Here is a 20,718-nt window from a genome sequence, read left to right as displayed (position 1 = left end):
CGACAGCACCCGCGGCTTGATCGTTTCACCAGTACGTGGACGATCGGCCATCCCCTGGCCACGTGCTTCCCGCGATCTGGGACAGGAGCACGCCACCGTCCCAGCGGAGGGAGCGGGCGCCAGGTGCACGGCGACGCCTACAGCGACGGCCTCCTCGACGTCCACGGGTGCGCCCGCTCGAACTGGCCCGACAGCGACAGCAGCGTCGCCTCCGAGCCGGCCGCGCCGATCAGCTGCACCCCGATCGGCAGGCCGATGTCGTCGAAGCCGACCGGCAGCGCCGCCACCGGGTAGCCGAGTACGTTCCACGTTGGGAAGAACGCGATGCCCTGCGACACCGCGGCCAGCGTGTGCGACGCGCCGCTGCCGTGGAACCGGCCGATACGTGGCTGCCGCCCGGTCCACCCCGGCTGCAGGATCACGTCGAACTGGCCGAAGAACCCAGCCATCAGGTCGTGGAGCCCCGCCTCCGCGGCACGGGAGCGCGCCAGCACCGAGTCCGGCACCCGGCGGCCCAGCGCGGCGATGCGGCGCGTGCGCGGTTCCAGCCACTCCGGGTGCGGCAGCTGCGCGACGTCGTCGGCCACCCCGCGCAGGTACCGCACGAGGAACTGCGGGCTGGGCCGCACCCCGAGCGGCGGCTCCGTCACCGTCACCGCGTGCCCGAGCGCGCGCAGCCGGTCGGCGGTGTCGAGCACCGCCTGCTTGCGCTGCCGCTCGATGATCGCCGGGCCGAGCGGGGTGCGCCACGACAGCGCGATCCGCAACGGGCCGGGATCGGTGTCGACGGCCTCGCGGTAGCCGCCCGGCTCGTCGGCGATCACGTCCAGCATCGCGGCCGCGTCGGCCACGCGGCGGCCGAGCGGGCCGACGCCCGCGAGGCCGTGCCAGTGCTCCTCGTCACCCATGTCGATCAGGTCGCGGGTGGTCTTCAGCCCGAACAGGCCGCAGAAGTTCGCCGGGATGCGGACCGAGCCGCCGCCGTCCGAGCCGGTCGCCGCGCCGACGACGCCCGCGGCCACCGCCGCGGCGGAACCACCGGACGAGCCGCCTGGTGTGTGGTCGAGCTGCCACGGGTTGCGCGTGGCGCCGTTGGTGAGCGTCTCGGTGAACGGCCACAGGCACCGGTCCGGCGTGTTCGTGTGCCCCACCAGCACCGCACCCGCCGCCCGCAGTCGCGCCACCGAGGGCGCGTCCTGCTCGGCGGGCGGGAACTGCGGGCGCCCGCCCATGGCGGTCACGTCACCGGCCACGTCCAGGTCGTCCTTCACCGCGACCGGGACCCCCAGCAGCGGCGTGCGCTCCCCAGCGTCGAGCCGTCGCTGCGCGTCGGCCGCCTGCGCACGCGCCGCCTCGGTGTACACCACGCGGAACGCGTTCAGCGCCGGGTTGACCGCGTCGAGGCGGGCGAGCACCGCCTCGAGCAGGTCGGGCGCGGACACCGTGCCGTCGCGCAGGGCGGCGGCCTGGGCGTCCGCGCCCGACCAGAGCAGCTCGTCAAGGTCCATGCGGGAACATTAGCCCCGCACGGGCTCAGCCGAAGAAGACTTCGGCCTCCTGGTACCGCTCCAGCGGCACGGTCTTCAGCTCGGCGGTGGCCTCGGACAGCTTCACGCGCACGATGTCGGTGCCGCGCAGCGCGACCATCACACCGAAGTCGCCGTCCTGCACCGCGTCCACGGCGTGCAGGCCGAAGCGGGTCGCGAGCACGCGGTCGTACGCGGTCGGGGTGCCGCCGCGCTGGGTGTGGCCCAGCACGACCGCACGGGACTCCTTGCCGGTCCGCTGTGCGATCTCCTCGGCGAGCCAGGTGCCGATGCCACCAAGGCGCACGTGACCGAACGCGTCCTTCTCACCGGTCAGCAGCTTCTCCTGGCCGCCCTCGGGCAGCGCGCCCTCGGCGACCACGATGATCGGCGCGTACTGGCGTTCGAACCGGCGCTCGACCCACTCGACGACCTGGTCGACGGAGAACTGGCGCTCCGGCACCAGGATCACGTTCGCGCCGCCCGCGAGACCGGAGTGCAGCGCGATCCAACCGGCGTGGCGGCCCATGACCTCGACAACCAGCGCGCGGTGGTGCGACTCGGCGGTCGTGCGCAGCCGGTCGATCGACTCGGTCGCGATGTGCACCGCGGTGTCGAAGCCGAACGTGTAGTCGGTCGCGCCGAGGTCGTTGTCGATCGTCTTCGGCACGCCGACCACGCCGATGCCGTCGTCGGTCAGGCGCTTCGCCACCCCGAGGGTGTCCTCGCCGCCGATCGCGATCAGGGCGTCCACACCGTGCTCGGCGAGCGTCTCCCTGATCCTGTCGACGCCGCCGTCGACCTTGTACGGGTTGGTCCGCGACGAACCGAGGATCGTGCCACCCCTGGTCAGGATGTCCTCGACGTCGTCGAGCCCGATGGGCTTGGTCAGCCCCTCGATCGGGCCGAGCCAGCCGTTGCGGAACCCGACCGTCTCCCAACCATGGGCCTCGATGCCCTTGCGGACCACAGCGCGGATGACCGCGTTGAGTCCTGGGCAGTCACCGCCACCTGTGAGCAAACCGACGCGCATGTGCTCGATCCTCCATCCGGCCGCAGGAGCACGGGGTCCTGTTCGGGTCCTGAGTGCGTTTGTCAGCCCGTAGAGTGCCATTCTCTGGATCGGTGCAGCAAGGTGCCCCGGTCAACTGACGGGGAACCCTCTCCTGACACGTTCCGCCTCGATCACCTTCCAGCGGACGAGGTTGTGGCGGGCATCGGCGAGCGCGTCGTGCGCGTCGCTGGGCGGGGGCGGCAGCGACGGTTTGCCCACGTCCTCCCACCGCTGGCGCAGCTCGCGGGTGAACCGGGGCAGTTCCCTCGGCAGCGCGGGCATGTCACCCCACAGCTGCGCGAGCGCGACGTGGTCGTACGCGGCGAACCAGGCCCACAGCTCGACCCGCTCGCGATCGCGGCTCAGGAACTTCATGAGGCGATCGCGGATCGTGGCGCGGTCGCACCACGCCGGGTCGGCGGGCGACGGCAGCTTGTCGAGCACGTTGTCCCGCACCCATGGGCCCGCCCTGCCCGGGTCGAACTCGGTCGAGACCGCGTAGAACTCGCGGCCACGTTCGTCGACGACACCGATCGACACCAGGTCGATGGTCCTACCGTCCTCGATGAACTCCGTATCGTAGAAGAACCGCACCGAGGAACCCTAGTGGCCGGTCAGCCCGCCTCGGTCTCGGGGATCCGGTCGGCGTCGCGGCTCGTGGTGGTCCGCTGCGTCGGCAGCGCGGCAGGTTTGCCGTTCTGCTCCTCGGCCAGCATCTCCTTGGCCTTCGCCGCGTAGATGTCCACGTACTCCTGGCCGGACAGCTCCATCAGCGCGTACATGATCTCGTCGGTGATGGACCGTTCGACGAACCGGTCGCCCGCGAGGCCCTCGTACCGCGAGAAGTCCAGCGGCTTGCCGATCCTGATGCGGATCTTGTGCGGCCGCCACATCTTCGAGCCGATGGGGTTGGCCTTGTCGGTGCCGAACATCGCGACCGGGATGACCGGGACGCGGGACTCGAGCACCATGCGGGCCAGGCCGGTCTTGCCCTTGTAGAGGCGGCCGTCCGGCGAGCGGGTGCCCTCCGGGTAGATGCCGAGCAGGTGGCCCTCACGCAGCAGCCGGATGCCGGTGTCGAGCGCGGCCTGCGCGGCGGCGCCACCGGACCGGTCGATCGGGATCTGGCCCATGCCGGTGAAGAACCACTTCTTCAGCTTGCCCTTCACGCCGGGCTGGGTGAAGTACTCGAGCTTGGCCGGGAAGGTGACGCGCCGGGAGAGCATCAGGGGGAGGAAGAAGGAGTCCGCGACAGCGAGGTGGTTGCTGGCGAGGAGGGCTCCGCCGTCGGCCGGGATGTTCTCGCCGCCCTCGACCTCGGGACGGAAGAAGAGTCTGAGCACCGGCCCCAGGAACACCCACTTCATCCAGAAGTACAGCACCGGTCCCGTGCCTCCCTTTCGCCGCGGCGTCCGCCGTTTGTCGAGCGTACGAAGGGTGGCGGGCGCACACAATGCTTCGCCACCCGAATGTCGGAACATGTAACAGGACTAACTCCCCGGACATCCACGGTACCCAACGAGTAAACATGGACGAGAGATCCGGCCACCGTCGGCCCAGTTCGTGCGACGATGGCCTCAGCACCTGCTTGCCGGCACGCGAACCGAGGAGGCCTGGGTGTCCGACCGGCCTGACGACGTAGACGCCGCTTTCGCGGAGATCGTGGCGGACCTGGAACGCGAGGGCGTCGGCCGGTCGATGCCGGACCTGAACGAACCGCGGGGCGAGCCGGATCCCCCGACCGCACCGACGCCGACGCCGGCCCGTTCCGCGGAGCCCCCGCAGGCGTGGCGCGGCCACGAGGCCGACTGGGACTGGTCGTGGGGCACCGAGGAGGAGCACTACGTCCCGCCGGAGCCGCCGCCACTGCCGAAGCTGCGCCCACTGACGATCGTCGCGCTGGCACTGATCGTCATCGGCGTCGTCCTGTTGATCATCCCGAGCCTGATCGGCCTGGACGCCCGCATCGCCACCCCGCTCGCCCTGCTGTCGGTCACCTGCGGCGGCGGCATGCTCCTGCTGAGAGCCCGCCAGAGCCCGAAGAACCCCGGCGACCGCGACGACGGCGCCCAGATCTGACCCCCGAGTTATCCACAGCCGACCCAGTTGTCCACAGTTCGGCGCACGCACTTGGTTTCGCCGCCCCCAACTGGTAGACTGGCAAGGCGGGACGCCCCCGGGACAGGGTGGGGGTTGCGTTCCGGGCGGTTTCGCCATTCGGCAGCAGCGGAGGACCCCACGACGTGGTCCCGGTGCCGCGCCCGACGAACCCAAGCGGGGCGCTAGCCCACACCACCCCCGAGGCTGCCTGCCATCCCGTCGACCTGTCCCTCCGGCGAGGACGCCCGTCCGGCGAGGACCCCGGAGGGCAAGAAGAACGCCGGCCAGCCGACCGGCCGGGCCACCTTCAGCAGTTGTCGGCAGCCAAGGCCGCCGCGCCCACCAGAGCCGCGTCGTCGCCCAGCTGGGCGGTGCGGATGCGGGCCAGTGGCCGGAAGCCGGCGCCGGTGATCATCTTCTTGTAGTGGTCACGCGCGTCGTCCAGGAACAGCGTGGCCGACTCCGAGACCCCGCCCGCGATCACCACGACCTCCGGGTCGTAGATGTCGGCCGCCAGCGCGAGGCCCTCGCCGAGCCAGCGGGCCAGCTCCTGCATCGCCCGCTGCGCCAGCTGATCACCTTCGCGGGCCGCCGCCGCGACCTTCCGGCCCGTGATCGCCCGCGCGTCCTCCGAGTCGCGCAGCAGGAGCGTCGACCGGCCGGGGTGTCGCGCCAGCAGTTCGATCGCCGTGGCCGACAACGCGGTGCCGCTGCAGTAGCGCTCCCAGCAGCCCTGCTTGCCGCACGGGCAGGCCCGCCCACCCGGCACGAGCCGCAGGTGACCCAGTTCCGGCGCCACCCCGTACGCACCGCGGAACAGCTCGCCGCCCAGCAGCAGACCGCCGCCGATGCCGGTGCCGATCGCGACCAGCAGCGCCACCCTGGCACCCCGTGCCGCGCCGAACCGGTGCTCGCCGAGGACGGCCGCGTTGGCGTCGTGCTCCAGCACCACCGGCAGCCCGAGGCGCTTCGAGATCCGGTCGCCGACGGGTGCGTCGCGCCACGCCAGGTGCGGCGCGAACATCACCGATCGGCGGTCGGTGGTCACGAACCCCGCGACCGCGAGACCCACACCGGTCACCCGGTGCCTGCCGCCGAGCAGCCCGGTCACCGCCGACACGATCGCGTCCTCCAGCGCCGCCTCACCGGCGGGTGTCGGAGCGCGCGCGGTGTCGAGGACGTTGCCGTGCCGGTCCACCACCCCGGCCCGCACGCTCGTCCCCCCGATGTCCACCCCGATGGTCGTCCTGGCCCTCAACGGGGCTCCCGCCGGACCGGGATGTGCTGTACCCGCACGGAACCCGAGGACGACGGCTCCGACGGCGTGAACCCGGGCATGTGCGACACGCCGGGCTCCCACCGGTCCGCCAGCACGGCACGCAGCAGCGCGACGAGGTCGGCGGCGGCGTCGAGGCCGCGGGTGGCCAGCTCGTTCGGGTCGCCGCGCACCACCGCGACGGCCGCGCACAGCGGACACCACCCGCACCTGGTCCCGGACTCGCCTGCCCCGTGAGCCTCGTCGGCCGCGACCCGGTCCAGCCACGGACCCGCCCGGTCGGCGACCGCGTCGGCCAGGAGCCGCAGCTCCTCGACCAGTCGGCTTCCCGGCTCAGCACTCACGCGACCCCTCCTGCCTCGAAACGCAAGCTCAGCCCGTTCGGCCCGGTCACCGCGTCGGTCACGGTGTGCCTGCGCAGCAGCACCGGCAGCGCGACCAGCCGCCGCACCCCGTCCACGGTGATCGCCAGGTCGTCGCCGACCCGCGCGAGGTCCACCCCGGAGCCTTCGGTGAGCGGCAGCGCCACGGTCAGTTCGTAGCCGCCGTCGACCGTCGCGATCGACAGCAGCGGCGCGGTGTACGGGCCTTCGGTCGCGAGCGGGTCGTCGGTGCCGTACAGGTCGTCCGCGAGTGCCGACAACGCCGCCACGCCAATGGGTTCCGTCGCGCGGTGCACGACCCGCCGCACCGGCAGCGTGGTCGAGGAGTCCAGTTCGGACAGTACGGCGTCCTGTTCCGCGCGCCGGGTGCGCAGCCAGCTCGCCGCCGGGCCCTGCCACCTCTTCGCGGGTGGCACGAGCCGGTTCGCGATCAGCGCGTCGACGCGGATCCCGCGCAGTGCCAGCGCGGCGAGCGTCCGCCGGGTCTCGGCGACGACGAGCCGTTCTGGGGTCAGCACCAGCCGCACGGACGTCCGCGCCGGGTCGACCAGCAGCACCCGCAACCGGTCCAGGTGCGTCTCGAGGCGGGCGACGTGGCTGCCGAGCGACAGCCGTTCCAGGTAGCCGCCGACCGCCTCGGGCAACGCCAGCAGGCGCAGCGTCTCCGCGGTCGGCCCGCAGTCCACGACCACGACCTCCCACGGCCCTTCCGACGCGAGGCGCGCGACCTCGGTCAGGGCAAGGAGTTCGTCGACGCCGGGCAGCACGGTCAGCTCCGCGGCGTCCAGATCGGACAGTCCGAGACCGGACAGCGCACCGCGCAGTTCCTTGCGGATGGCCTGCCACGACCGGTCGGCGAGCCCGCGCGCGTCGACGTGCGCCACGTACAGACAGGTGTCCACTTCGGAGGGTTCGGCGCCGACCGGGACACCGAACACGTCGCCGAGCGAGTGCGCGGGGTCGGCGGAGGCGACCAGCACCTTGTGCCCGCCCACCGCGAGACGGGCGGCCGTCGCCGCGGCGAGGGTGGTCTTGCCGACACCACCCTTGCCGGTGAACAGCAACAGCCGCGCCGACTTGTCCATCACGCTCGGTTAGGCGCCTCTACCCGGCGCTTCAGCTCCTTCAGCGCGATGTCCATGATCATCTTCTCGGCCTTGCGCCGGAAGAGGCCGATCATCGGCACGGCCAGCTGCACCGCCAGGGTGTAGGTGACCTTCGTCTTGTCGCCCTCCGGCGTGAGCAGGTACCGGCCCTTCTGCGTCTTCTGCATCTGGCCCTTCACGAGGTGCCAGTCGACGCGCAGGCCGTCACCCGCCCACTCGTAGGCCAGGGTGTACACGTCCTTGAACGGTCCCGCGTCGAGCGTGAACCGCACCTCACGCGCCTTGCCGTCCTCGAACTCGCCGAGGACCTCGGTCTTCTTCATGGCGTTGGCCCATTGCGGGTACGCCGGGAAGTCCGCGATCACCGCCATGATGTCCTGCGGTGGTGCGTCGACCACGATGGACTGGGTGGACTCGTCGGCCATGCCGGGGAGGCTACCGGAGCGTAGGCCTCACCAGCGCAGCACGTAGGGCCGCTCGGCGCGCTGGAAGTGCCCGACGTTGGCGCACTCCGTGTACCCGACGCGCATGCGGGGCGCGAGCGGCTGGTGCACGTGGCCGAACAGGGCCCACCTCGGCTGTTGCTTGGTGATCAGGCCCAGCAGCGACGCCGACCCGAACTCGAACCGCCGCGCCACCACGTCGTAGGTGAGTTCCGGCACGTCCGGCGGGATGTGCGTGCACACCACGTCCACGTCCGACAGGCGCGCGACCCCGTCCGCGAAGTCCTCCTCGGTGCGCAGGTACGGCCGGAACACACCCGGCTTGCGCTTCGTGATGCCCGGCGGGAGCAGCGCGCCGCCGACGAACCCGAACCGCAGCCCGCCGATCTCGGCGACGTCGCCGTCGAGGATGTGCACGTGTTCGCCCGCGAACTCGGGCCACAGGTCGGGCGTGTCGACGTTGCCCGGCGTCGCGTACGTCGGCGCCGTCATCGCGGCGAACAGGCGGGCGTACTGCGCGCGCACCGCGTCGGCCACGACCTCCTGCGGGTCGCCGAGGCTGCCCCACAGCGCACGCGAGAACGCGGGCAGGTCGGTCGGCCGCTCGCGCCGCAGCCGCGCGAACTCGGCGACCTTCTCCGCGCCGAACACCGCGCCCAGGATGCCGCCGCCGTGGTCGTGGTAGTCGACGAAGTCGATGAGGTCGCCGAGGACGACGAGCGCGTCCGCCCCGTCGCCCGCACGCGCGAGCGCCTCGACGTTGCCGTGCACGTCGGAAACCACGTGAACCCGCATGGGTACGAGACTATGCATTCGGCGGGATGCCGGGGGGCCTGCCGTCCTCGAGCACGAACTTGAGATCCAGTGCGACCGACTTCGCCGCGCGCTGGCGGCGGGCGATCTCCTTGAGCGGACGGCCCTGCGTGGCCTCCGGGAAGTCGGCGCGCAGGAAGTAGTGCAGGACCGTGCCGTCCAGCACGGGCTCCAGCCACACCTCCATCGTGCCGACCAGCGCGCCACGCACCGTCCACCGCAGGCCCTGCGCGCCGCGGTCGGCGTACACCTCGAGGTCGAGGTCGGGCCAGAACCGGCGCCAGGCACGCGGATCGGCGAACGCGGCCGCGACGGTGTCCGGCGGCACGGCGAGGAAGGTCTCGTCGATCACGTCAACAGCGGGCACGCGTGCAGCATGTCACGGCCTGCGGACGCGCGTACCTGCCCGGCACGCTAGTTTGCCTGGTGTGACCGAGACCGAGAGCCTGACCGACATGGTCTGGGCCAACGCGGAGCGGTTCGGCGCCACCATCGGGTTCCGCCGCCGCGACGCCGGCTCGTGGGCTGACGTGACCACCCGCGAGTTCGCCACGCAGGTGCTGGAGCTGGCGAAGGGCATGATCGCCGCCGGACTGCGGGCAGGCGACCGGGTCGCGCTCTTCTCCGCCACCCGCTACGAGTGGACGCTGTTCGACTTCGCGTGCTGGTCGGTCGGCGCCCAGACCGTGCCGATCGAGCCGACCGCGACGGCGGCCGAGGTCGAGTGGATCCTGTCGGACGCCGGCGCGTGCGCGGTGGTCGTCGAGACCGCGGCGCACCGCGAGACGGTCCGGCGGGTCGTGGACCGGCTGCCCGAGATCGTGTGGGTGTGGCAGCTCGACGGCGGGGTGCTCGACGCCGCCTCCGGCGACGAGGAGGTGCCGTCGGCGGTCGACGAGCTGACCGCGCTCGGCACGCAGATCTTCGACGACCGGGCCCACGAGCGCAGGCTGGCCGTGCGGTCCGACGACATCGCGACCGTCGTGTACCCGGCCGGTGATCACCCGAAGCGGACCGAGCTGACGCACGGTGAGCTGCTGGCGGAGGTGCGCGCGACGATAGCGACGCACCCCGCGCTGCTGCGTTCCGGCAACTCGCTGCTGGTGCTGCCGCAGCTCGCGGACCTGCCGACCCGGCTGATCACACTGGCCTGCGTGTACACCCGGACCACGCTGGGCCACGCGCACGACTCCGACGACCTGTTCACCGACCTCGGCGTGTTCCGGCCGAGGGTGATCGTCACCGACGCGGAGCTGCTCGGCCGCTTCCACGACGCGGCCCGCGCCAAGGCCTACGCGGACGGCAACATGTTCGTGTTCGACACAGCCGAGTCGGTGGCCGTCTCCTACGGCGCGCACGGCGGCTCGGTGCCGCTCGCGCTGCGGCTGGGGCACGCGGTGGCCGGCCGGGTCGTGTACCCGAAGCTGCGTGCCGCGTTCGGCGGCCGCTGTGTCGCCGCGCTCACGTCCGGCGTGCCGCTCGACGGGCAGCGGGTGAACTTCTACCGCGGCATCGGCATCGACGTCCGCGAGCTGGGAACCACACTGGTCGAGTAGTGCGTGTGCCTGTCCGTGCACCGGCGCTTCCGCCCGTGCGCGGCGCGCCCGATCGTGGGCACATGGACTCGCACGTGATCGCGCGCAAGGTGGCGGGGCAGCTCGTCGCGCACCGCGACAAGCTGGCAGGCAAGGCGGAGGACGCGCACCGGGCGCAGGCGGCGCTCGAGGCGACCGCGCGGGCGGTGGAACGCCACCACGCCGACCACAAGTCGACCGCGGCGACCGCCACCAGCCACTGGGACGGCAGGGCCGCGGCGGGGTTCGACCGCAAGGCCCGCACGATGACCAAGGCGCTCGACGTGACGGCGGCGTCGTCCGCGAAGGGCGCGTCGATCGTCGCGGCCACGGCGTCGTCGCTGTCCACCAACCACCGCGCAGTCGCCCACCTCGTCGACGAGTACACGACGAAGGCCGCCGCGATCCTCGACGCCGCGCGGGCCGTGCAGGGCGCCGGCCAGCGGGCGGCACTGCTGCGTGCGGTCGGCCAGGTCGCCGACCTGGTGCGGACGTACACGAACGAGTCGGTCAAGCACCTGCGCGCCGTGCAGCGCGAGATGAAGGACGCGGCGGAGGACCTGCGCAAGCTGGAACGCCGCGTCGAGCACGACGGTTTCGCCGACCCGGGCGAGCGGAGGAAGAAGCACCCGGCCGGCGGCGGGTCCGGCAAGGGCGGCGGCGCGGTCGGCAAGAGGGTGGTCGACCGCGCCCGCGGCCAGCTCGGGTACCGCGAGGGCGCGGGCAACACGAACAAGTTCGGCCCGACCGGCCCGTGGTGCTCCAACTTCGCGACATGGTCGTGGCAGAAGTCGGGGGTGGACATCGGGATCCTCCCGTTCACCGGCGACGTCTACGAGTGGGGCCAGGAACGTGGCCTCGCGTACGGCAAGAACAACCTCGAACAGGCGAGACCGGGTGACGTGCTGTTGTTCGGCACCGGGCCGCAGAGCCCGCAGACGAGCACGCACATCGGGATCGTGGAGAGCGTGCACGGCGACCGGGTGACGCTGATCGAGGGCAACTCAGCTGACCAGGTGCGGCGCGTGACGCACACCTTGTCCAGCTCGACCTTCTACGGAGGGGTACACCCGAAGTGAGTGAGATCAAGGGCACGGCGACGCTGCGCGGTGTGACGGCAGAGGTCTGTCCCGGCGGTGCGCTGTCCGGGCTCACGCTGTCGCAGCACGCCGTGGACCAGGGGGCCGCGGCACTGGCGGCGACCGTGGTCGAGGCGATCGCGGTGGCGACCGCCCAGGCGAACCAGCGCACGAAGCACGCACTGCACTCGGCACTGGCCGGGTTGGATCCGGCGGCGCTGGGGCTGGCCCAGTCGGCGTCGCTCACCGAACAGGCCGAGGCGACGGTCCCGGACACCTGGCGGGCCCAGTGAACGACCTTTCTGTCGACGAGCTGATCGAGCTGAGCACCCGGTCCACACCGGAGGTCTTCGCGACGCTGAGCGCGATCACGGCCACCGCGACCGGCGACGGCATCACGGCGACGGTGAACCTGGAAGGCCGCCTGGTCGCGCTGGACCTGGAGCCCCATGTGCTGTCAGCAGGCCCGGACCGGCTGGCGGCGGAGATCTACCGCCTGGTCCAGGATGCCTCGGCGACGGCGCTGAACACGGGCATCGAGATCCTGGCCCCGGCGGCGGGCGAGGAACTGGCCGCCGAGCTGCGTGCGCTGGTACTGCCGGCACCTGCCAAACCCGTGCGACCGAGCCCCGCGGCGGAGGACGACTTCTCGACGGTCGAAACGTGGGCGGTGCCGCGCTGACGGCGGCCTCCGGCGAGGACAGGCGCGATGTGCCCCGGGTCTCAGGTCAGAACGCCGAGCCGTCCAGCAGGCGGGTCAGCCGGTGGGCGATGTCCTCCCAGCGCCAGTGGCGGGACACCCAGCGCCTGCCCGCCTCGCCCATCTCCGTCGCCCACGTCGGGTCGGCCAGCAGGTCGGCGATCTTCGTCGCGATCGTCGGCAGGTCGCGGCCGTCGACCACGTTGCCGGTGACGCCGTCCAGGACGGTCTCCGGCGCGCCGCCCGAGTCGCCCGCCACCACAGGCAGACCGGACGCGGACGCCTCCAGGTACACGATGCCGAGGCCCTCGACGTCCAGGCCGCGCCCGTGCGTGCGGCACGGCATCGCGAACACGTCACCCGCCACGTAGTGCGCCGGCAGCTCCTCCCACGGCACGCGGCCGGTGAAGACCACGTGTTCCGCCACGTCCAGCTGGGTGGCGAGCGAACGCAGCCGGTCCTCGTAGGGGCCGCCGCCGACCAGCAGCAGCGCCGCCTCCGGCACCCGCCCCCGGATCGCGGGCAGCGCGCGGATCAGCATGTCCTGCCCCTTGCGCGGCCACAGCCGGGACACGCACACCGCCGTCGGCCGGTCGCCGAGGCCGTAGCGGGTGCGGATCTCCTTGCGCGCCGCGAAGTCCGGGCGGAACTGCTCGGTGTCCACGCCGGACGGCAGGTGCTCCAGCGCGGCCATCGCCCCGAACGCCGCCGCGAACCGGGACCGCGTGTACCTGCTGACGAACGTCACGACGTCGGTGGTCGACCCGATGCGCCGCAGCGCCTGCCGGGCGCCGGGCAGCATCGACCAGCCCACCTCGTGGCCGTGTGTGCTCGCGATCACCCGCTCGGCGCCCGCCTTCCGCAGCGTCGGCGCGAGCAGCGCCAGCGGGGCGGCCGCGCCGAACCACACGGTGTCGCAGTCCTCGGCCCGCAGGATCTCCGTGGCCCGCCGCGCCACGTCCGGCACCGGCAGCATGAGACTCGACGGGTGCCGCACGACCGGGAACGGCTGCGCCGCGTCGAACTCGCGGGCACCCTCCCACGCCGGCGCGTAGACGACGAGGTCGTCCTCCGGCAGCCGGGTCGCGAGTGCGTGCAGGTAGGACTGGATGCCGCCGTTGCGTGGCGGGAAGTCGTTGGTCACCACCAGGGTCCGAGGCACCCGGAAACCCTACTTGAGCGGTGCCGGCGGCCTTGACGGCGCGCCCCCACTCGCACTGTCGCTATTGGAGGGCCTTCCTCAGGTACGACTGCCAGCCCTCGACCAGCTCCGCGCGGTCCACTCCGAGCACGTCACGCAGCATCTCGTCGGTTTCGGTGGCCGAGACCGCGCCCGCGGCGGCCAGCTCGCGGTACAGGTCGATCAGCGAGTCCTCGCCGTGGGTGTCCGCGACGTACCGGGCCAGCGACCAGCTCTGCTGGTAGGCGAGGTCGAGGCCGGAGCCACCGCCGCGGAACGCCCTGTCCTCGGGCAGTGCCGACGGCGGGCCGTCGTCCCGTACCTGTTTCGCCAGGTCGGGTGCGCCCTCGGCGAGGGTGACCCCGCTGTCGCGGTAGCCGACGTAGTCCGCGAAGCCCTCCAGCAGCCAGGTCGGCGAGCCGTCGACGGTGTCCGCGCGGGCCGCGACGTGGGTGATCTCGTGGCGCAGCACGACCCGCAGCGACGCGATCGACAGGCCGCGCACCCCGGTCGGACTGAGCACGACCCGCTGGCCCGCGACCGCGCGGGAGGCGTTGTTCACCTGGTCGGCGACCGCGACCGCGACCACCGACTCGACCGGGAAGTCCGGCCCGACCAGCGCACGCATCTCGCCCGGCGAGTCCGGCAGGATCACCACGACCCGCTGCGACCACCGCGTCGGCCACAGTTCGCTGACCGCCGCCACGGACGGGTCCAGCTCGCGGACCACTCGTTCCACCATCGGCTCGCTGCCGGGGTGGCTCAGCACGATGCCGTGCTCGGTGGTGGTGACCACGCACGGCGCGAAGTCCCACGGACCGCGCCACGTGCGCCTGCCGAGGTTGTCGAGCGCGGTGTCCGACCGCAGGTACCACTCGTCGCCGTGCCGGGCGAACAGGTAGCCCATGGGGCGTTCGGTCGGCACGACGTCGCCGCCGCGCAGGGCGTAGCGCAGGTCCACGGCGGGGGCCCACAGCTCGTCGGACGGCGCGGAGGTGAACCGGTCCGGCATGTCCGTGACGTCGAAGGTCTCCTCGGGCCGCACCCGGTAGCGCCACTGGCCGAAGGGCACGCCTGCGACGTTCTGGAACAGCCTGCGCTGGGTGCTGACGAACGCGTCGTCCGCACGCGGGTCGAGCGTGGCGAGGAACGCCTGCTCGTCGTGGTCGACCAGGGCCTTCGCGCGCCGGTCCAGCAGGTCGGTGACGGCGTCGGTGCGGGTGGCGTCCGCCTGTGGCGCCGGGCTGACGGCGCCCATCGGCCTGCCGGGTCCGCCCGCCGGTCCCGTGGCCTGGTCGGTGCCGGGCAGCGACACGAGCGCGAGGCCGGCGAGCACGGCGGCGGCCACCGCCGCGCCGAGCCACGTCCGCACTCTCGCCCTCCGCTGCACAGGGAGCATGGTAGGGGCGAACGCACTTCGGGACCGACGCGAACGCGCCGGTCCCGAAGAGTTCGAGCTTTCGATGACGTCAGCCCACGATGCGCTTGGCACCGAGGTAGTCGCCGCCGCCCCCGTCCGGGGCGGCACCGGTCTTCACCGGAGTGCCGGACTGCGAGGCGTGCACCAGCATGCCGTCGCCCACGTACATCGCGACGTGGTGGATCGAGCCCGCGCTGCTGCCGTAGAACAGCAGGTCACCGGCCTTCCACTCGCCGTAGGCCACCGACTTGCCATAGCCGTACTGCGCGCGGCTGGAGTGCGGGAGGCTGATGCCGACCTGGCGGTACGCCCACAGGGTCAGACCGGAGCAGTCGTAGGTGTCCGGGCCTTCGGCGCCCCACACGTACATCTTTCCGCGCTGCGACATGGCCGCCTCCGCGGCACCGCCACCCAGACCGGCCGGGCCGAGGTAGACGGAGTTGTCGCTGTCGCCCATCAAGGAGTCCTTGTCGGCTCCTGACAGCTCGTCGTACGCCTCCTCGACCTGCTCGATCTGCGCGTTCAGGTCGTCGCGGCTCTTGGCGACCTTGTCCGTCAGCGCCTGCGCCGCCGCTGTGGCGTCGGCCGCGCGCTTCTGGGCGTCCGCGGCCTTGTTCCGCCCGTCCTCGGCCATGTTGACGGCCGAGGTGAGCTTCGAGAGCGCCTCTTCGTTGTCGGCAGCGAGGATCCCGAGCGCGGACGCGCGCTCGAGGAAGTCATCCGCGGAGGAGCCGGTGAGCAGTGCCGACAGCTTGTTGAACCGGGCGCCCTGGAAGGACGCGCTGGTCAGGTCGTCGACCTGGCCGCGGAAGGCCTCCTCGTCGGCCGCTGCCTGGTCCTGCGCGGTCTTCGCCGCGGCAAGGTCCTGGTTGGCCTGGGCCAACGCGGCCTTCTTCTTGTCGAGGTCGGTCTGTGCGGCCAGCAGGTCCTCGTTCACCTGCTCGGCCTGGCCGGTCAGCTTCTCGTACTGGGCGAGAGCTTCCGACGCGGAGTTCGGGGGCGGGGGCTGCTGGTAAGCGAGGGGGAGCGCGAGAGCGGGTCCCGGAACTGAGGTGAGCAGTGCCGCTGCTGCGGCGGTGACACTCAACCCGGCACGTACTGCGCGCTTGGTTCTTTGCGACGCCACGTCGCGCATGTCTCCCTTACGTCCGAACCGCCGACCGGGTAGCGCTGTGACAAGGGACTACCGCAACAACGGCTGTCCATCATCGGTGCCCCACCCACCGTGGGGGAATCCGGTCCGGCCTCTCGACAAGGCCGATTTCGGCGGCGATCCCGCGTAGCGGCCTCGGGGTGTGCCACTGATCGGCCGCGAGATCTCGGACAGGTTACGAAACGTGAGTCGATGCGTCTACCTGGCCCGCCGAAAAAAGTGGTTCAGACCCTCCGGAACACCAATGGAGCAGTCCTAACTTCGTTGTGTGACTACAGCAACACCACAGTTCACCGGCTTGTGGTAACGCGGTCGTGCCGTTCGGCGATGCGAGTTGACCGCTCGTCGACCGCCCGGTTCGGCCCGGCGTGTCGGGCAAATCGGTCACGCCGAGCGGTCGACGGGCTCCAGGCGCAGTCTCGGGACGATCCCCGCGCGGCCGAGCGTATCTATCGCCCGTTGCTCCAGGGCGTCTATCTCGACGTTCGGCGGCACGCCGAGCAGCACGCTGACGACACAGTCCCCGCAGGCCAGCCCGCGGACCACGCAGCTGTCGCAGTCAATGATCATTTCCCGCTCCGATCCCGTGTGGTTCCTCATGCGGGCGACGTTAGGCGACACCACCGACAATTCCGGGATCCGCCCAGGTCAGGACCGGCGCAAGCCCTTCGCCGCCGCCCGCGTGCCGTCCACCGACCGCGAGGAAATACGGTGAACCGGAAAAGCCGCATCCCCGTATACGGAGGTTGCGTTGTACGCGGTGAGGACACCGTTCTACGGGGGAGGTACCGCGTGCGCGTGGCAGTGGGACTGGCGCTCGCCGCCGCACTGCTCACGGCGCCTGCGGCCGAGCCAGGCCCGCCCGGCGCCCCCGCGGCCGATCCGCGGCCTGGCGAGGCGTTCGCCGCCCCCGAGGTGGCGCGGCTGCAGCGCACGGCGACGGACGTGCAGCGCGAGCTGGCGGACCTCGCGGGCCACATCCACGACGCGGAGCGGGAACTGCGGACCGCGAACGACGCCGCCGCGGCCGCACGCGCCGAGCGCACGGCCGCCGACGACGTCGTGGCAGCGCAGCAGGCCGAGGTCGACGCGTACTCGGCGACCGTCTACGAGACCCTCGCGCAGCCCGAGGAGCTGCGAGCGCTGCTGTCCGCGGACGACCCGTCCGAGTTCCTCGACGGCACCGGCCTGCTCGACCGCCTGCGCGCCGACCAGGACGTGCGCCTCGCGGGCGCCGTGCGCAGGCAGACCGCCGCGCTGGCGGCCGAGGACGCGGCGGAGGAGGCCGCGGGCGCCGCGGGCCGCCGCAAGGCCGACCTGGACCGGCGGAACGCGGACGCGAGTGACCGCGCCGCCGCGGTGTCGTCGGAGCTGCGCGGTGTCGTGTCCGACACGAACGCGGCGGTCGTCGCCCAGCAGAAGGCCCAGCAGCAACGCAACCGGACGACGGCCGACAACTGGCGTGCCTACCTGGACCGGCTGGCGGCGGCAGGCATCACGCCACCGCCGGCCGAGCGGCTGCGTGACCCTGATCACTTCCCCGCCGGCCTGACCGCGATGTCCGAGCCCGGCGTCGCGGAGCGAACGCTGCCGTCCGGTGAGCGGCTGCTGGTGCTGCCCGCCGAGACCGTCGCCGCCGTCACCCACGCCGTCGACGCGCTCGGCAAGCCGTACGTGCCCGACGGCGCGGGCCCGGTCGCCTACTCGTGCGACGGCCTGGTCAGTGCCGGGTACGGCGCCGCGGTGCCGCCCGGGCTCGCCGACCAGTACGCCGTGCTCGCGCCCGTCACCACGCCGCACCCGGGCGACCTCGTGTTCCTCGGGCCGAAGCAGTACGGCGTGCAGGGCGTTGGCATCGTGCTCGACGAGCGCACGATGCTGGCCGCCGACGCCCGCCTGGCGGGGGTCGTGGTCACCGACCTGCCGGCCGACGCGCTCGGCTTCGCCCGCCCCGCACTCGCCCACGTCGCGCCACGGGCCGTCCCCGAGGCGACCGACGACGGCCTGCCGTGGCGCTGCGGCGGCGTGTCCGTGCCGTCGGGCGTGTGGGGCGGCTATCCGAACGGGTTCATCCCGCAGACCGCCCTGTGCCCGCTCGGCATGGCGGCGCACCGGCTGCGCTGCGACGCGGCCGCGGCGTTCGGCGCGATGAACGAGGCGTACACCACCACCTTCGGCACGCCGATGTGCCTGACCGACTCGTACCGCGGGTTCGACGCGCAGGTCCGCCTGTACGCGCAGAAGCCCGCGCTCGCGGCCGTGCCCGGCACCAGCAACCACGGCTGGGGCCTGGCTCTCGACCTGTGCGGTGGCGCGCAGTCGTTCGGGTCAGCGCAGTACGCGTGGCTCCGCGCCAACGCGCTGTCGTTCGGCTGGGTCAACCCGGAGTGGGCGTGGCCCGGCCGCGGCCGGGAGGAGCCGTGGCACTGGGAGTTCGGCGGCTAGCTGTGTCCACTTGCGTTGGCCGGGGTGGGTTCGTGGTTTGTTCTCGCCGGACGGGTGTCTTCGCCGGGCGGGTTGCCTCCGCGGGCGGGTTGCCTCCGCGGGCGGGTTGCCTCCGCGGGCGGGTTGCCTCCGCGGGCGGGTTGCCTCCGCGGGCGGGTTTTGCCTCCGGCGGCTCCTCGCCGGAGGGGCAGGTCTCCGGGATGGCTCCGGGTTGGCATCTTCGGTTCTTTGGCATGGGTCGGTCTGCCTGGGGTGTGGTGTGGGGCTCGCGCCCCTGGCGCCCCCCGGCGTCTCCCGCGCACCCTCACGACGTCCGTTGTGCCGTGAAAGGCGCTTTCACGGCATTGGCCACGCTGCGAAAGGCGCTTTCAGGGCACTCAACGCCCTCAACGCGCCTTTCACAGCACCGGCGATGCCCTGAACGCGACTTTCACGGCAAACCCAGCCCCACCCCGGGTACGGCGATCACCGTCGGCTTGGCCGGACCCGCCGCAGGACCCGGCAAACGTTGGTGGACACAGCACTAGGAGGCGAAGTCGACCTCCTCCGTCTTGACCGTCCCGGCCTCGCGGCCCGGCGCCGTCTGGAAGCTCCAGTACAGGTTGGTGTGCGAGATGACCTCCGCCGGTGACGGCGCGCCCCACTGCGTGAGGTCCTCCGTCGTGTGCGCGTCGCCGACCAGGATCGCGTCGTAGCCCCTGGTGAACGCACCGTGCAGCGTCGAACGGACACAGGCGTCGGTCTGCGCGCCCGCCACGATCAGCCGCCCCACCTTCAGCTCCGACAACACCGACTCCAGGGTCGTGTCCTCGAACGAGTCGCCGTACTCCTTCTCCACGACCGGCTCCCCGTCACCGGGCGGCAGCTCCGGCACGTACTGCCAGGTGTCGCTCCCCTTCGGCAGCTCGTCGCTGGAGTGCTGGACCCACACGACGGGGACCTTCTCCTCGCGCGCCCTGCCGACCAGCGTCGCGATGTTCGCGACCACCGCGTCGCGCTCGTGTGCCCCCGCGACCACACCGTTCTGCACGTCGATGACGATCAGCGCGGTGCCCGGCCGGTTCTCCAAAGTTGTCATGCGGTGACCGTAGCGCCGGCCACCGACAGGTCAGCTCCGTCCGAGGCGGGCGAGCAGAACGGCCGACGGAACGGGGTGCGCGCCGCGGCGGCGCACCGAGTCGGCGACGGCTCGGTCGGAGGTCACGACGACCACCGGGCGCCCTTCCGGCTCTGCCGTGACCAGCGCGCGGATCACGTCGTCGGCGAGCACGCCGGGGTCGGAGAACAGGACCCGCACACCCCGCGGCGCGGTCGTCGGCACCGCCACCACACCCGCACCGTCGAACACGAGCGTCACCTCGGCGGACGTGCGGGCGGCGAGCGCCGCGAGCTGCCGGATGAGGCGTTCGCGCTGGTCGGAGAGCGACAGCTCGGGGTAACCGGTCTTGGTGACGTTGTAGCCGTCGACCACGACGTGCACAGTCGGCAGTGCGAGCAGCCGGTCCAGCGCGGCCGGGTCCTCGACGCGGCCGACCGAGCCCTGGGCCTCCGTCGCGCCGCGCACGAGGTCGGCGGGCCGGGGGCCGGAGCCACCCAGTGCCAGTTCCCTGCGCAGGCCCGTGACCGCGCCGTCGAGCGTGTCGACGAGCAACGCGAGCCGGACCTCGTCCGCCTGCCTGGCCTCGCGCGCGGACTGCCTGGCCATCTCGGCGTCCGCCTCGGCCCGCTCCGCGCGGGCCCGTTCGGTCTCGGCCCGCTCCCGCTCGCGGTCGCGTTGGTCGGTGAGCGCGGCGAGCTCGGCCCGCGTCTCGGCACGGATCCGCTCGATCGCACCCGCCGCGTTCTCCGCCTCGTCCTTGGCGTTGCGCACCCGGACACCCTGCTCACGCAGGCGTTTGCGGAGCCGTTCCAGCTCGGCCTCGCCCTCCGCGCGGACCCGGTCCACGGCGTCCTGCACGTCCTCCAGCTCGGCACGCACCTTCGCCAGCTCGGTCTCCGCCTTCTCCGCGCGGACGACCGCCGCGTCCCGCTGGGCCCGCAGGCCCGCGTCGGACGCGCGGCGCGACACCAGCTCGAGGTAGTGGGGCGCGGTGTCCGCGCCCTGGAGCACCGCGGCGGCGGCGACGGCGACCGGGTCGTCACCGGACAGGTCGAGCGTGGCCGGCCGGTGCTCGCGGCACCACTCGACGACGGCGGTGCGGAACGCGACCGAGTCCCGCAGGCTCGCGATGATGGCGCCCGCGCCGAGCCTGGCCCGCTTGGCGGGGGTGAACTTGGCGACCGCGCGCAGCTGTTGCGGCACGTCTACCTTGGGCAACGCGCCGAGCGCGTCCGCGCCGAGCTCGGCGATCCTGGTGCGCACGGCGTCCGGCAGCGCGGTCCAGTCCACAGTGGACTCGCCGTCCTCCTCGGACGGCCCGTCCACCGGTTCGACTGGATCGACCGGCTGGATCGACGGCACCATCT

The 20,718-nt window shown here is 72.4% G+C and carries 22 protein-coding genes; 6 read left to right on the top strand and 16 right to left on the bottom strand.

The genetic code is table 11. The features are described 5' to 3' along the window. Positions 1–137 precede the first annotated feature (137 nt). The 4 genes from FHR82_RS05090 to FHR82_RS05075 form a co-directional block, all read right to left on the bottom strand. Positions 138–1,508, bottom strand: coding sequence for an amidase family protein (locus FHR82_RS05090; protein ID WP_184809015.1), 1,371 nt, complete (start codon positions 1,506–1,508; stop codon positions 138–140). Positions 1,509–1,533: 25 nt separating this feature from the next. Further along, complete coding sequence (locus FHR82_RS05085) at positions 1,534–2,559, bottom strand: 6-phosphofructokinase (RefSeq protein WP_184809014.1); 1,026 nt, start codon at positions 2,557–2,559, stop codon at positions 1,534–1,536. A gap of 111 nt (positions 2,560–2,670) precedes the next feature. After that, complete coding sequence (locus FHR82_RS05080) at positions 2,671–3,174, bottom strand: polyadenylate-specific 3'-exoribonuclease AS (protein WP_184809013.1); 504 nt, start codon at positions 3,172–3,174, stop codon at positions 2,671–2,673. A gap of 20 nt (positions 3,175–3,194) precedes the next feature. Beyond that, positions 3,195–3,962: a lysophospholipid acyltransferase family protein gene (locus FHR82_RS05075; protein WP_184809012.1), complete on the bottom strand. Its 768-nt coding sequence runs from the start codon at positions 3,960–3,962 to the stop codon at positions 3,195–3,197. A gap of 235 nt (positions 3,963–4,197) precedes the next feature. Here FHR82_RS05075 and FHR82_RS05070 point away from each other — a divergent pair, with 235 nt between their 5' ends. After that, a complete protein-coding gene (locus FHR82_RS05070; RefSeq protein WP_184809011.1) occupies positions 4,198–4,659 on the top strand; it encodes a hypothetical protein in 462 nt (153 codons plus the stop codon). Between the two features lie 328 nt (positions 4,660–4,987). On the opposite strand, the gene FHR82_RS05065 is transcribed toward FHR82_RS05070, so the two are convergent. The 6 genes from FHR82_RS05065 to FHR82_RS05040 are packed head-to-tail and all read right to left on the bottom strand — an operon-like array spanning position 4,988 to position 9,068. Beyond that, positions 4,988–5,914 (bottom strand): ROK family glucokinase, encoded by a 927-nt coding sequence (locus tag FHR82_RS05065; RefSeq protein ID WP_184809316.1) that lies wholly within the window; start codon positions 5,912–5,914, stop codon positions 4,988–4,990. Between the two features lie 20 nt (positions 5,915–5,934). Then, positions 5,935–6,300, bottom strand: coding sequence for a hypothetical protein (locus FHR82_RS05060; protein WP_184809010.1), 366 nt, complete (start codon positions 6,298–6,300; stop codon positions 5,935–5,937). Next, entirely contained in the window at positions 6,297–7,424 is a 1,128-nt protein-coding gene (locus tag FHR82_RS05055; protein ID WP_184809009.1) for an ArsA family ATPase, read from the bottom strand. The genes FHR82_RS05060 and FHR82_RS05055 overlap by 4 nt, the downstream gene beginning before the upstream one ends. Beyond that, positions 7,424–7,870, bottom strand: coding sequence for an SRPBCC family protein (locus FHR82_RS05050; protein WP_184809008.1), 447 nt, complete (start codon positions 7,868–7,870; stop codon positions 7,424–7,426). Before FHR82_RS05050 ends, FHR82_RS05055 begins: the two co-directional genes overlap by 1 nt. 27 nt (positions 7,871–7,897) lie before the next feature. Beyond that, the gene (locus FHR82_RS05045) at positions 7,898–8,683 is read right to left on the bottom strand and encodes a metallophosphoesterase family protein (protein WP_184809007.1); all 786 of its coding nucleotides are present in this window, start codon (positions 8,681–8,683) and stop codon (positions 7,898–7,900) included. A gap of 10 nt (positions 8,684–8,693) precedes the next feature. Continuing rightward, a complete protein-coding gene (locus FHR82_RS05040) occupies positions 8,694–9,068 on the bottom strand; it encodes a polyketide cyclase / dehydrase and lipid transport (protein WP_184809006.1) in 375 nt (124 codons plus the stop codon). A 61-nt stretch (positions 9,069–9,129) separates the two neighbouring features. Between FHR82_RS05040 and FHR82_RS05035 the strand changes: the two genes are divergently transcribed. From FHR82_RS05035 to FHR82_RS05020, 4 genes are all read left to right on the top strand, one after another. Further along, a complete protein-coding gene (locus FHR82_RS05035) occupies positions 9,130–10,257 on the top strand; it encodes an AMP-binding protein (RefSeq protein WP_184809005.1) in 1,128 nt (375 codons plus the stop codon). 62 nt (positions 10,258–10,319) lie between these two features. Continuing rightward, the gene (locus FHR82_RS05030) at positions 10,320–11,354 is read left to right on the top strand and encodes a CHAP domain-containing protein (protein WP_184809004.1); all 1,035 of its coding nucleotides are present in this window, start codon (positions 10,320–10,322) and stop codon (positions 11,352–11,354) included. Further along, positions 11,351–11,647: a YbaB/EbfC family DNA-binding protein gene (locus FHR82_RS05025; protein ID WP_225943945.1), complete on the top strand. Its 297-nt coding sequence runs from the start codon at positions 11,351–11,353 to the stop codon at positions 11,645–11,647. Before FHR82_RS05030 ends, FHR82_RS05025 begins: the two co-directional genes overlap by 4 nt. Continuing rightward, the gene (locus tag FHR82_RS05020; protein ID WP_184809003.1) at positions 11,644–12,036 is read left to right on the top strand and encodes a YbaB/EbfC family nucleoid-associated protein; all 393 of its coding nucleotides are present in this window, start codon (positions 11,644–11,646) and stop codon (positions 12,034–12,036) included. Before FHR82_RS05025 ends, FHR82_RS05020 begins: the two co-directional genes overlap by 4 nt. Before the next feature lie 46 nt (positions 12,037–12,082). Here FHR82_RS05020 and FHR82_RS05015 read toward each other — a convergent pair whose 3' ends face one another. The 4 genes from FHR82_RS05015 to FHR82_RS05000 form a co-directional block, all read right to left on the bottom strand. Beyond that, positions 12,083–13,216, bottom strand: a complete 1,134-nt coding sequence (locus tag FHR82_RS05015; RefSeq protein ID WP_184809002.1) for a glycosyltransferase family 4 protein — start codon at positions 13,214–13,216, stop codon at positions 12,083–12,085. A gap of 61 nt (positions 13,217–13,277) precedes the next feature. After that, positions 13,278–14,624 carry a gluzincin family metallopeptidase gene (locus FHR82_RS05010; RefSeq protein ID WP_311770876.1) on the bottom strand — a complete coding sequence of 449 codons (1,347 nt, stop codon included), beginning with the start codon at positions 14,622–14,624 and terminating at the stop codon, positions 13,278–13,280. Between the two features lie 79 nt (positions 14,625–14,703). After that, positions 14,704–15,789: a C40 family peptidase gene (locus FHR82_RS05005; RefSeq protein ID WP_184809000.1), complete on the bottom strand. Its 1,086-nt coding sequence runs from the start codon at positions 15,787–15,789 to the stop codon at positions 14,704–14,706. Between the two features lie 402 nt (positions 15,790–16,191). After that, positions 16,192–16,407 carry a hypothetical protein gene (locus tag FHR82_RS05000; protein WP_225943946.1) on the bottom strand — a complete coding sequence of 72 codons (216 nt, stop codon included), beginning with the start codon at positions 16,405–16,407 and terminating at the stop codon, positions 16,192–16,194. A 198-nt stretch (positions 16,408–16,605) separates the two neighbouring features. Here FHR82_RS05000 and FHR82_RS04995 point away from each other — a divergent pair, with 198 nt between their 5' ends. Further along, complete coding sequence (locus tag FHR82_RS04995) at positions 16,606–18,252, top strand: D-alanyl-D-alanine carboxypeptidase family protein (RefSeq protein WP_311770875.1); 1,647 nt, start codon at positions 16,606–16,608, stop codon at positions 18,250–18,252. 523 nt (positions 18,253–18,775) lie between these two features. Here FHR82_RS04995 and FHR82_RS04990 read toward each other — a convergent pair. Further along, a complete protein-coding gene (locus FHR82_RS04990) occupies positions 18,776–19,330 on the bottom strand; it encodes a cysteine hydrolase family protein (protein ID WP_184808998.1) in 555 nt (184 codons plus the stop codon). Between the two features lie 30 nt (positions 19,331–19,360). Further along, positions 19,361–20,716, bottom strand: a complete 1,356-nt coding sequence (locus FHR82_RS04985; RefSeq protein ID WP_184808997.1) for an NYN domain-containing protein — start codon at positions 20,714–20,716, stop codon at positions 19,361–19,363. Positions 20,717–20,718: the final 2 nt, after the last annotated feature.

It is taken from the genome of Actinophytocola algeriensis (assembly GCF_014203735.1).
GTDB lineage: Bacteria > Actinomycetota > Actinomycetes > Mycobacteriales > Pseudonocardiaceae > Actinophytocola > Actinophytocola algeriensis.
Note: the sequence above shows the minus strand (reverse complement) of the source record. Positions and strands in the feature narration are given on the sequence as shown.